Origin of the sequence: Janthinobacterium fluminis (assembly GCF_028595325.1) — a bacterium.
Taxonomy (GTDB): Bacteria; Pseudomonadota; Gammaproteobacteria; order Burkholderiales; family Burkholderiaceae_D; genus Janthinobacterium; species Janthinobacterium fluminis.
The window spans coordinates 239,970-251,406 of the sequence record NZ_JAQQXR010000001.1 but is presented as its reverse complement, the minus strand read 5'-3'; the positions used below and the strand labels follow the sequence as shown (position 1 = coordinate 251,406).

Below are 11,437 nucleotides of genomic sequence, written 5' to 3'. Positions count from 1 at the left end.
ATTCCCGGCATCAGGCCGTGACGACACCATAATGCTTGGCGTAGCGCTCATCCAGATTCGCCAGCGGCATCATCAAAAAGATGTCGGCGCTTTCGAAGTCGGGATCCCACGCCGGTTCGCCGCAAATCCACGCGCCGGAGCGCAGGTAGCCCTTGATCAGCGGCGGCACCTGCGGCTTCAGCGCCGCTTCCACCTGATGGATAGGGAATGGCAGATGCGGCGTCACGCGATACTCGGACGGCGCCATGTGCTTGCCCGCCAGCGCCTGGTACACCGCCACCGCATTGTGCCCGCCGTCGGCCAGGCTGATACTGGCGCAGCCGACCAGATAGTCGCAGCGTTCGCGGCGCATGTATTCGGCCAGACCGGACCAGAGCAGCATGATGACGCTTCCGCCGCGGTACTTCGGATGGATACAGGCGCGCCCCGCTTCGACCATGCGGCTGCGCACGTTGTTCAGGCGCCCCAGGTCGAATTCGTTCTCGGAGTACAGGCGGCCGATTTTGCCGGCCCGCGCCGCGCTCAGCACGCGGTAGGTGCCGACCACTTTCAGCGTGTCGGCGTCGCGCACGATCAGATGGTCGCAGTGCTCGTCGAACTCGTCGCAATCGAGGCCGTCCTCCCGGATCAGCGCCGTCAAGCCCATCGTCTCGATAAACACCTTATAACGCAGGCGCTGCACTTCGCGCAGCTCTTCAGCCGTGCTGGCCACACTGAGGACCAGTTTGACCGAGTTGGCCTTGACTTCGGCCGAGGCGATTAAGTTTTGCATGCTTCATCCTTGTTATAGAGACGAAGCAAGCGTACTAGTTAAATATGTCAAGAAAATGACATGCGCCCATCATTTTCCTGACGCACATCAATCCTTCTTTGGACGCCCCGTTTTCAACTGCGGCAAGCCGGCCAACACGTTCTGCAGCGTCGCCAGGTCGATCTGGCTGATCAGGGCCACGCCGATGCGCAACAATTCGCTTTTCTTGATCTCGAAACCGGCTTTCAGGCAGTTTTTCTTCACCTGGCCCAACACCGCGTACTCCGCCTCCGGCATCGTGAAGCTGTCGCGCACCAGTTTCGGCTTGCGCAGTTTTTCCTTGCTTGGCGCCGCTACCTCGACCTTCGCCGCCGCCTTCACCACAGGCTTCGTGGCGGCCTTGGCAGCCGGTTTGGCGGCTGGCTTGAGCTTCGCCGGGGCCGCCTTGGCGGGGGCCGGCTTGGCTTTGACGACGGCTTTCGGCGCGGCCTTGAGCGGCGCCGCTTTGGCGACCACCTTGGCCGGCGCGACTTTCGCCACCGGCTTGGCCACCGGCTTGGCGGCCGGTTTGGCCTTGGCGACGGCCGGCAACGGCTTCACGGCCGCTTTCGCCGCGGCGGGCGCCTTGGCCGGGGCACGCTTGGGCGCCGCCTTGGCGACTGTGGCGTTGATCGACGCGCTGGTCGGGAACGGCGAGCCTTGGCCGTTGGCTACGACGGCCGGCTCGTTGGCGGCGGCGACAGGCGACTGCGCCGGTTTCAATGCGGTGACTTTGTTCATCTGGCTTCCATTTTAGTAAATAATATAAACAATATATACCATACGTGGAAAACTTGCTTGATCCACATCAAAAAATTCCTGATCCGGCCTTGCTTTTGCGTTTTTTCGCTTGCGCTTATGCGCTTGCGCGTATGCTGAAGTCGACTCCGACCTCATCCCACAGCTCCTGTTCCTTCTCCATCCAGAACGACACCGTCGGATGGTGGGCCACCCAGTCGCGCTTGATTTCCAGCTCGATGCGGCTCTTCATGCGCAGGCGCAACTCGCTGTAGTCGGCCTCGATGCGCGCGTGCATGAACAAAATCGCCAGGCGCAGCGCCAGCACGGCCTTGGCGAAGTCGGGATCGGTCAGCGCGTCGCTGATTTTGCGCAGATTGCCCTTTTGCGCCAGGATCAGCCTGCTCATGGTTTTTTGTTCGCGCGTCGTGAAGCCCGGCAGATCGGCGTTTTCGACGATATAGGCGGCGTGCTTGTGGTAGCCCGTCTGCGACACGACCATGCCGACTTCGTGCAGCAGGCCGCTCCAGCGCAGGCATTTGCTCAGCGTGTCCGAAGCGGGCTTGAGCTGGCCGTACATGGCGACGGCGTTCTCGGCGACGCGGTGGGCGCGCGTGGCGTCGACGTGAAATTTCTGCAGATAAGCCTGGACCGACTGTTCGCGCCGGTCGCGCTTGGTCGAGCGCAGGTACAAATCCCACATCACGCCCATGCGCAGGCCCGCCTCGATCGGCGCCATCACGTCGATGTCGAGCTCGCGCACCAGCGCGATCAGGATCGCCAGGCCGCCGACGATGGTGCCGGCGCGGTCCGGCCTCAGGCCCGGCATGTCGATCTTGCCGACGTGGCCGAACTCGATGAAGCGGCGCTTCAGCGCGTCCAGGCCGGGGCCGGACAGCGTGCCGCCGCCCAGATTGTTCTTCGCGATGATGTCGGCGATGGTGCGGATCGTGCCCGAGGAGCCGTAGGCGTTCTTCCAGTGCTGCGGGTGGTAGGGCGGCGCGGCGTCCTCGAAATGGCTGCGCGCCGACAGGATGGCCGCCTCGAACGAGGGCGCGTCGATGTGGCCGCCGACGAAGAACGACAGGCTCTGCTTGACGGTGCCGAGCGAGAACGACTCGACCCGCTCGATGTCCTGGCCGCGCCCGAGAATGAGCTCGGTGGAGCCGCCGCCGATGTCCATGACGAGGCGGCGCTCGCCCGGCTGGGCCAGCGAGTTGGCCACGCCCATGTAGATCAGGCGGCCCTCCTCCTCGCCCGAGATGATTTCGATCGGGTAGCCGATGGCCTGCTCGGCCAGCGGCAGGAAAATGCCGCCGTTGCGCGCCACGCGCATGGCCGACGTCGCCACGACGCGCACGGCCTCCAGCTGGTAGCCGGCCAGGATGGCGCGGAAACTCTTCAGACAGGCCAGCGCGCCCTGCATCGCCGCCTCCGTCAGGTTGCCGTTCGCGTCCAGGCCGGCGGCCAGGCGGATCGGGTCGCGCACGCTCTTGAGCACGCGGATAGTCTCGCCGTCGTGCTTGCCGATGTGCAGGCGAAAACTGTTGGAACCTAAATCAACCGCAGCATACATACCAGCCTCTTATATTTGTAGTGACCTGGGAAGGCTTCCATTGACAAACCTGTGACATTACACCGGCCATATGACGTCCCGGTGACATGATTGATTTATACTGTTTTTTGGGGATGGAGGGAAGGAAAAAGCGACAGAATCGGAGCGGCCGGATGCCCGGGCCGCGCCGTCCCGCAACCGGCGGGCGCTTACACGTCCAGCGGGCCGACGGCGGCGGCCTCGGCGACGCGGTTGCGGCCGCCCTGCTTGGCCGCCTGCAGCGCCTCGTCGGCGCGCTGGAACAGGCTCACGGCGCTGTCCTCGGCGCGTATCGTCGTCACGCCCAGGCTGGCCGTCAGGTTGATGACGGCCTTCTCGGTCTTGACCGGCAGTTGTTCGACGGCCGCGCGCACGCGCTCGGCCACGTGCAGCGCGTCGGCCAGCGTGGTGCGCGGCAGCTGGATGGCGAATTCGGCGCCGCCCAGGCGGCCCATCAGATCGCTGTCGCGCAACTGCTTCTTGCACACGTCGACCATCGCCTTCAGCACGGCGTCGCCGACCGGGTGGCCATAGCCGTCGTTGACGCGCTTGAAATGGTCCAGGTTGAAGACGATCAGCGCCGTCGGCATGCCGGGGCGGCGCGCCAGCGCCATCCACGGCGCCAGCGCGTTGTAGAAGCCGCGCCGGTTCGGCACGTCGGTCAGCGCGTCGACGACTTCGAGCCGGGCCAGCGCCCGCTCGTCGCGCTCGCGCGCCAGCAGCAGGAAGCCGGCGCCGTTGCTCAGCATCAGCAGATACAGGGCCGCCAGGGCGCCGGTCTGCATGGCCGCCGAGCCGAGCCAGGACCAGCCGTCCGGCAGCATGGCCGCCAGCACGGCGCAGCCGGCCAGCGCCAGCGCCAGCGCCGCCGTGGTGACGGCGAGGAAGCGCTGCAGCATGCTGGCGCCCGCCCAGCCCAGCGCCAGCGCCACGGCGCCGGCCAGCGCGAAGCCGGCGATGCACAGCGCGCCGACGGCGGAGCGCCAGGCCGGTTCGACGTCGGCGCCGTAGCACCAGACGAAGGCGCTCACGGCCAGCGCCAGCGCCGGCAGCATGAAGCGGCGCCAAGCGCCGCGCCCGCCGGCCTCCCACAGGGCGCCGGCGTCCAGCGCGACGCCGGCGAACAGCAGCGCGCCGGCCAGCGGAATCGACAGGAAATCGGGGACGATGCCGCGGAAGTACAGCAGCAGCCAGGCCACCGCCTGGCATTGCTTGGCGGCCGACCAGGTGCGCAGGCTGAGCGGCTGGGTGCGGCCGTAGCCGAAAAAGAACAGCGCCGCGCTCAGGCTCAGATTGCCCAGCGCCAGCGCCAGTACCAGTGTTTTTATGTCCATGTCATCGCAGGGGAAAATGCCGCGCGGCCGCATCCGGCCGCCGGCAAAGGGCGTGGCCGCGCCGGCGGCGCGTCTTAGATCTCGTGCTCGACGTTGGTGCTGCCGTCGCCGATCTTGCTGGCCCACGCCTGCACGAAGTACTGCTTCTCGTCCTCGCTCGGGGCGTCGTGCCAGAACACGATCAGCGTGCCCTTGTGGTCGTGGATCTGCGCCACTTTTTCGATGAACAGCAGGTTGCCGGCCTGGTCGGCCAGCGCCGCCGTGTAGCCATACACGCGGGTCAGGCGCTCGATCCGGTCAGGCTCGGTGAAACTGTTTGTCGCGGTAATCGTCGGGTGGTCCAAAAACATCTGCTTCTCTCCTTGATGGCTGCCGCGGCCGGCGGCGCCTGCGCCGCAGTATAAGCGTTCTGCGCGCGACGGCGGCGGCCTTTTTTGCGGCTCGGCTCCCGCCCGCGCCGCATCCTGTATGCTGCCGGAAGGGGCCAGCGCCGCGCTGCCGCTACGGGGGTGCCTAGAAGCTTATCAGAATTCTACGCATGAAACAAAATATCGGCCTGCGCCGCCAGCGCATTTCTTGCATGCCAGATTCCTTCAAGTCGCCGCAACAACCCAGCGCCACGCCCCAGGTCCGCACGCAGGGCGACCGCCGCTCGCTGGAATTCCGGCCCGGCATGATCCAGAGCGAGATGCGCCTGTCGCGCCCGGACGAGCTGGTGCTGCGCTATGCCCGCGCGATGATGTGCTTCGCGCTGTTCCAGCCGCGCCCGCGCCACATCGTCATGGTCGGCCTGGGCGGCGGCTCGCTGGCGAAGTTCTGCTACCGCCACCTGCCGGAGGCGCGCATCACCGTGCTGGAGCTGCGCGCCGACGTCATCGCCCTGCGCGAGCAATTCCACATTCCGCCCGACGACGCGCGCTTTCGCGTGATCCACGCGGACGCCGCCGACTATCTGGCGCGCACGCCGGCCAGCGCCGACGTGCTGCTGGTGGACGGCTTCGACGAGGCCGGCATGCCGGCCGCGCTGGGCAGCGCCCGCTTCTACGCCGACTGCCGGCGCGCGCTGCTGCCGGGCGGCGTGCTGGTGGCCAATCTGTTCAGCTACGACCGCCACTACGCCGCCATGCTGGGACGCCTGCGCCTGACCTTCCGCGACCGCATCTGCTGGTTCGACGGCATCGCCGGCAACAACCGCATCATCTTCGCCGTGCGCGCCGACCCCGGCGCCGCCGCGCCCGCCCGGCCGCTGCGCGTGCAGCGCCTGGTCGCGCTGCGGCGCCGCCTCGGCCTGGGCTTTCTCAACGCCCTGCTGGCCCGCCTGCTGGTGCGCCGCCTGAGCCGGCGCGGCCGCGGCGCGGCCCCCTAGCAGCCCGCCGGAGCGGGGCGCGCCGGCTGCAGACCTGCCGTGGCCGTTATTTTGTTGCTTTTATGCAACTTATATCCATCAGGAACTACTTTGCCGGCGGTTTTATGACACACTAGCGTCAGTTCCCCGCGCCGCCGCAGCGCGGCGCCCCTCCAGCCCTCCCCCCATTAGGAAATTGCATGTCGCGTCGCCGCTTGACCCCGTCCATCTCCGCCGCGGCGGCGCTCACGCTGGCCGCGGGGCTGGGCGTCACGGCGCTGCTGTTTAGCGCCGTCAGCCGCCTGGAGTACGACAAGATGGCGCTGAGCTTCCAGCAGCGCGCCGGCCTGCGCGCGACGGCCCTGCACAAGGGCCTGGACGACGCCGTCGAAGTGCTGACCGTGACCAGGCAGTTGTTCGCCACCATCGAGCCGGTGACGCGCGAACAGTTCCGCGTCTTCACGGCGCCGCTGCTGGCGCGCTACCCCTTCATCCAGGCGTTCAACTTCCACCGCATCCTGACGCACGCGCAGCGCCCCGCCTTCGAGGCGGAGCTGCGGCGCCAGTTCCCCGGCTACGCGATGATGGAGATGCGCGCCGGCAAACTGGTGCCGGTGCAGCAGCGCCCCACCTACCTGGTGGTCGACTACCTCGAACCGCTGCGCGGCAACGAGGCGGCGCTGGGCATGGACGTGACGCCGAACCGCTTCTCGCTGGCGGCGCTGGAGCAGGCTTTGCTGAGCGGCAAATCGACGGCCACGGCGCTGCTGACGCTGGCGCAGGAAACCACGCGCCAGCGCGGCTTCGTCATCGTCGCGCCCGTCTACCGGCTGGGCGCGCCGACGGCCAGCGTGGCGCAGCGCCGCGCCGCCCTGGTCGGCGACACGGCGGCCGTGGTGCGCGCCACCGAACTGGTGCACAAGATCATGGACGGCGCCGGCCTGCTCGGCGACGGCCAGATCGAGCTCAGCGTGTACGCCAGCGCCACGGCGGACCCGCAGCAACTGATCTACCGCAGCGGCCAGGCCCGCGCGGCGGCCGCGCCCGGCTTGGCGCTGCCGCGCTGGCTGATGTTCGACTACCGCGACACGCGCGAGCAGCGCTTCACGGCGGCCGGCCGGCCCTGGCTGGTGCGCGCCGTCGCGCTGCCGCGGCCCTTCCTCGACGACCACGCCGGCTCGCTCTCGACGCTGCTGGGCGGCATCCTGTTCACGCTGCTGACGACGGCCTTCGTGCAAACGCTGGCGCAGCGCTCGCGGCGCGTCCAGCGCCTCGTCGACGAACGCACCGCCGACCTGAAACTGAGCAACGAGCGCCTCAGCGCCGACGTGCGCGCGCGCCAGCGCACCGAGCGCGCGCTGCAGGAAAGCGAAAAGCGCTTCCGCCGCCTGCTGGCCCTGTCCTCGGACTGGTACTGGGAACAGGACGCGCAATACCGCTTCACCAACATCACCAGCGGCTTCTCCGACAATTCGCAGATGCCGATGGAGCGCTTCATCGGCCTGACGCGCTGGGACAACAACCGCGAGATGCGCGAGTCCGACTGGGGCCGCGCCCACATCGCCACCGTGCAAGCCCACCTGCCCTTCGCCGACCTCGAATACGCGATGCAGGACCGGCACGGCGAGCTGCGCTGGTTCAACATCAACGGCGAACCGCTGTTCGACGAAAAAGGCGACTTCAAGGGCTACCGGGGCACCGGCTCGGAAATCACCGAGCGCAAGCTGTCCGAGCAGCGCATCCACCACATCGCCCACCATGACGTGCTGACGGGCCTGCCCAACCGCGCCCTGCTGCGCGAGCGCCTGAGCCAGGCGACCGACTACGCCGACCAGGGCGGCGCGCCGCTGTGGGTGCTGCTGATCGACCTGGACCGCTTCAAATTCGTCAACGACAGCCTGGGCCACAAGGCCGGCGACGCGCTGCTGAAAACGGTCGCCGAGCGCCTCCAGAGCGGGCTGCGCGAAAGCGACACGGTGGCGCGGCTGTCGGGCGACGAATTCGTCGCCATCCTCAGCCAGCGCCCGGACGAGGCGCTGTCGACCGACATCGTGCAGCGCCTGATGGACAAGGTGGCGCAACCTGTGACGCTGGAGGGCAAGGAACTCTTCGTCACCTGCAGCATCGGCGTGGCCGTCTACCCGGCGCCCGACGGCGCCCAGCAAAACCTGATCGAGCAAGCCGACATCGCCATGTACAGCGCCAAGAAACTGGGGCGCAACGCCTTCCAGTTCTACGCCCCGGCCATGAACGAGGCGGCGCAGGAGCGCATGCGCATCGAAAGCGCGCTGCGCAACGCCCTCGAACGCGAGGAATTCGTGCTGCACTACCAGCCGCAACTGGACCTGAAGAGCGGCCAGATCGTCGGCATGGAAGCGCTGCTGCGCTGGCAGCACCCGGAACTGGGCACGGTGGCGCCGAGCCGCTTCATCGCGCTGGCCGAGGAGACGGGGCTGATCGTGCCGATAGGTGCGTGGGCGATGCGCACGGCCTGCGCGCAGAACCGGGCCTGGCAGGACGCCGGCCTGGGGCCGCTGCGCATCGCCGTCAACCTGTCGGCGCGCCAGTTCGGCGAGGCCGACCTGGTGAGCGCCATCGCCGCCGTGCTGGCCGACACCGGCCTGGCGCCGTCCTGCCTGGAACTGGAGTTGACGGAAAGCCTGTTCATGAACGACATCAACCTGGCCGTCAGCCAGTTGCACGCGATGAAAGCCCTCGGCGTGCAATTGTCCATCGACGACTTCGGCACCGGCTACTCCAGCTTCTCCTACCTGCGCCGCTTCCCCATCGACGTGCTGAAGATAGACCGCACCTTCGTCAACGACATCGCCAACGACGCCGACGACGCCGCCATCGTCGCCTCCATCATCACGCTGGCGCACAACCTGAAACTGCGCGTCATCGCCGAGGGCGTCGAAACCGAGGCCCAGCTGGACTACCTGCGCCGGCACGGCTGCGACGAAATGCAGGGCTATTACTTCAGCCGGCCGCTGCCGCCCGATCAATTCGAGCAAATGCTGCGCCAGGGTTTGCGGCTGGCGCCGGCGCCGGCGCTGCCGCAGCCGCGCCTGGTGACGCGCTAGCGGCCACGCCCCGCGGCCACCCGCATCACTCTTGCAGCAGGATGACGGCGCCGCGCAGCACCGCCTTCGCCACGGTCAGCACGTCCCAGTTGGTCAGGCGGATGCAGCCGTGCGACTGGGTCTTGGCGATGTTCGCCGGCGACGGCGTGCCATGGATGCCGTAGTGCTCCTTGCTCATCTCGATCCAGGCGACGCCGACCGGGTTGTTCGGACCGGCGGCGATCTTCGCCTTCGCCTCGCCGGACTTGGCATCCCAAAACAGTTTCGGGTTGTATTGGTAGACGGGGTTGCGCGCCACGCCTTTGACTTGCCATTGGCCATATGGCAGCGGGTCGTGGGCGCTGCCCGTGCTGGCGGGGAATTGCGCGAACGGCATGCCGCCGCTGTCGAGCAGGGTCAAGGTGCCGTCCGACTGGTCGACGAGGATTTTCGCCGCCCTCGGCAAGGCGCTGGCCGACGCGACGTTCGGCACCGTCAGTTGTTCGCCGGCGCGGTCCAGGCGCTTGCCGGGGTTCAGGCGCCGCAGCAGCGACGGACTGCAATGAAATTTTTCGCCGAGCGCTTCGGCGGCGTTGGCGTAGCCGAGCGCGCCGAGCTTGGCTTTCGCGGCCATGCTCGCCGGCACCACGACATACGGGCCGGCCGCATCCTGGGCGCTGACCGTGTAGGTGCTCAGCACCGGCGCCTTGTCCGTCGCCAACACAGCCCAGGTGGCGGCGTCGACGACGCCCGTCACCGGCAATTGCCGCAGTTTCTGGAAGCCGCGTATCGCCTGGCGCAGATTGCCGTCATACGAGGCGTCGATTTCGCCGGACGAGAAGTGCGCGCGGTCCAGCAGGACCTGGGCGCGCAACACCTTGGCGCCCTTCATCGCCGGGCCGACCGGCGCCGTCCTTTGCGCCGCCGTCAGCATGTCGGCCGCCGTCAGCGGCGTGGCCGCCGCGCGGGGCGCTGTGCTGGCGGCGCCGGCGGCGCCGCACCAGGCGACGCTCGCGCCAAATAGGGGAAGCAACAAACAGTTTTTCAACACGACTCTTCTTTGCCCGGTGGCGCCGGCGGCTTTCATTCTCAGGGGGGAGGTATTACTGCGAGCCGCATTCTAGCCGCAGTCCGGCGCATTCAACAACGCGCTTGCGCGGCGTTCTGGATGTGCCTCACAATTGTTTGCGGGAGCAAACAATTGTCGGGAGCGGGAGCATGGCGGCGCCGCTCAGGCTTTGGCGACATGCATGGTTTTGCGCGTCTGCTTGCGCAGCTTGGCTTGCTCGAAGCGCACGGTTTGCTCGGGCGTGAGCAGCTCCAGCGGCGGCACGGCCACCGGCTTGCGGTTGGCGTCGACGGCCACCATGGTGAAGTAGCAGCTATTGGCGTGCCGCACCAGACGCTGCTGGATGTTTTCGGTGACGACGCGTATGCCCACTTCCATCGAGGTGGTGCCGGTGTAGTTGATCGAGGCCAGGAAGGTGACCAGTTCGCCCACGTGGATGGGTTGCAGGAACATGACCTGGTCGACGGACAGCGTGACGACATAGCTGCCGGAGTAGCGGCTGGCGCAGGCGTAGGCGACGCTGTCGAGATATTTCAGGATGGTGCCGCCATGCACGTTGCCGGAGAAGTTGGCCATATCGGGCGTCATCAGCACCGTCATGGTCAGCTCGTGGGCCGACCAGCTCATTGCATTGTCCAAACGAAGTCTCCATTGGATGGCGCGCGCCCCGCTGGCGCCGCGCCGGGGGGCTTACATGCCGAGGTTGGCGATGTCGACCAGCGATTCGCGGCCTTTGTCGCTGATGTCGTAGCCTTCGCCGGACGGGCGCGCGACGATGTGGGCTTTTTTGCCGAGGAAATAGGCGACGTCGGTGTCCAGCTTGGACAGCGGGTCGTTGGCGATCGCGCGCAAGCCATTGATGCAGCGCCGCACGAACAGCAGTTGCTGCGCCTTGTCGGTGATGCTCAGGCGGCCGTCCTTGCTGAAGCTCAACAGCTTCAGCCCGGACAGGCGCTTGGTGTTGCGCGCCACGCAGGCACTGACGCGTTCGGTCTTGATGCCGCGCGCAACCTGCTCCAGCGCGTCATATTCGTCGGTCGTTAATTTCTCGTTCTTCATTACATTTCCATAAGGGACAGCTGATTCGGCCCCCATGGTACGCGCCCGGCACCGCATCGGCAACAGGCAGATGCATTTGGCCCTTAGCCCAGGACGCGCAAACCGATCCACAACAGACCCGAACACGCCAGCACGCCGAGGAAAAACAGCGCCGCAACACCCTTGGAATTAAAGGCGCGCGCGCGCCTGCCAAGATAAATTTTGTTATGCAAGGAATTGCCCACGATGCTCTCCTCTACGAAAATTATGCTGATGCCTCATTATAAGAACAGTTTGATGACGGCCGCGTGACGCGCAGCAGATACAGTGCCAGCGTGTAGCTTTAAAGCAACGTCATGATGGAAACTGTGTTTTTGCGAAATGATTGCCAGGGACTTCGGCCCCTATCGCGCGCCGCCCGCGGGCACCCGCTGCTAGCATGGAAGCGCAGCGCACAAGGCATAGGA

At 66.8% G+C, this 11,437-nt stretch carries 11 protein-coding genes; 2 read left to right on the top strand and 9 right to left on the bottom strand.

Features of this window, described 5'->3' with window-relative positions; all coding sequences use genetic code 11:
- Positions 1 to 10 precede the first annotated feature (10 nt).
- The 5 genes from OIK44_RS01175 to OIK44_RS01155 all read right to left on the bottom strand — a co-directional run bounded on the left by OIK44_RS01175 (position 11) and on the right by OIK44_RS01155 (position 4,806).
- Positions 11 to 772, bottom strand: a complete 762-nt coding sequence (locus OIK44_RS01175) for a GNAT family N-acetyltransferase (RefSeq protein WP_273668822.1) — start codon at positions 770 to 772, stop codon at positions 11 to 13.
- An 87-nt stretch (positions 773 to 859) separates the two neighbouring features.
- Positions 860 to 1,531, bottom strand: a complete 672-nt coding sequence (locus OIK44_RS01170; RefSeq protein ID WP_273668821.1) for a hypothetical protein — start codon at positions 1,529 to 1,531, stop codon at positions 860 to 862.
- Positions 1,532 to 1,646: 115 nt separating this feature from the next.
- On the bottom strand, positions 1,647 to 3,104 hold the full coding sequence (locus OIK44_RS01165) for a Ppx/GppA phosphatase family protein (RefSeq protein ID WP_273668820.1): 1,458 nt from the start codon (positions 3,102 to 3,104) through the stop codon (positions 1,647 to 1,649).
- A gap of 188 nt (positions 3,105 to 3,292) precedes the next feature.
- Positions 3,293 to 4,456 (bottom strand): GGDEF domain-containing protein, encoded by a 1,164-nt coding sequence (locus OIK44_RS01160; protein ID WP_273668819.1) that lies wholly within the window; start codon positions 4,454 to 4,456, stop codon positions 3,293 to 3,295.
- A 74-nt stretch (positions 4,457 to 4,530) separates the two neighbouring features.
- Positions 4,531 to 4,806, bottom strand: coding sequence for a hypothetical protein (locus OIK44_RS01155; RefSeq protein ID WP_273668818.1), 276 nt, complete (start codon positions 4,804 to 4,806; stop codon positions 4,531 to 4,533).
- Between the two features lie 188 nt (positions 4,807 to 4,994).
- Here OIK44_RS01155 and OIK44_RS01150 point away from each other — a divergent pair, with 188 nt between their 5' ends.
- Complete coding sequence (locus tag OIK44_RS01150) at positions 4,995 to 5,822, top strand: fused MFS/spermidine synthase (RefSeq protein WP_337587188.1); 828 nt, start codon at positions 4,995 to 4,997, stop codon at positions 5,820 to 5,822.
- 179 nt (positions 5,823 to 6,001) lie between these two features.
- On the top strand, positions 6,002 to 8,884 hold the full coding sequence (locus OIK44_RS01145; RefSeq protein ID WP_273668817.1) for a bifunctional diguanylate cyclase/phosphodiesterase: 2,883 nt from the start codon (positions 6,002 to 6,004) through the stop codon (positions 8,882 to 8,884).
- Between the two features lie 25 nt (positions 8,885 to 8,909).
- On the opposite strand, the gene OIK44_RS01140 is transcribed toward OIK44_RS01145, so the two are convergent.
- The 4 genes from OIK44_RS01140 to OIK44_RS01125 all read right to left on the bottom strand — a co-directional run bounded on the left by OIK44_RS01140 (position 8,910) and on the right by OIK44_RS01125 (position 11,215).
- Positions 8,910 to 9,899, bottom strand: coding sequence for a L,D-transpeptidase family protein (locus OIK44_RS01140; RefSeq protein ID WP_420213800.1), 990 nt, complete (start codon positions 9,897 to 9,899; stop codon positions 8,910 to 8,912).
- Between the two features lie 195 nt (positions 9,900 to 10,094).
- A complete protein-coding gene (locus OIK44_RS01135) occupies positions 10,095 to 10,571 on the bottom strand; it encodes an acyl-CoA thioesterase (RefSeq protein ID WP_273668816.1) in 477 nt (158 codons plus the stop codon).
- A 51-nt stretch (positions 10,572 to 10,622) separates the two neighbouring features.
- The gene (locus OIK44_RS01130; protein WP_273668815.1) at positions 10,623 to 10,991 is read right to left on the bottom strand and encodes a hypothetical protein; all 369 of its coding nucleotides are present in this window, start codon (positions 10,989 to 10,991) and stop codon (positions 10,623 to 10,625) included.
- Between the two features lie 83 nt (positions 10,992 to 11,074).
- Positions 11,075 to 11,215 carry a hypothetical protein gene (locus tag OIK44_RS01125; protein WP_273668814.1) on the bottom strand — a complete coding sequence of 47 codons (141 nt, stop codon included), beginning with the start codon at positions 11,213 to 11,215 and terminating at the stop codon, positions 11,075 to 11,077.
- Between the last annotated feature and the right edge of the window lie 222 nt (positions 11,216 to 11,437).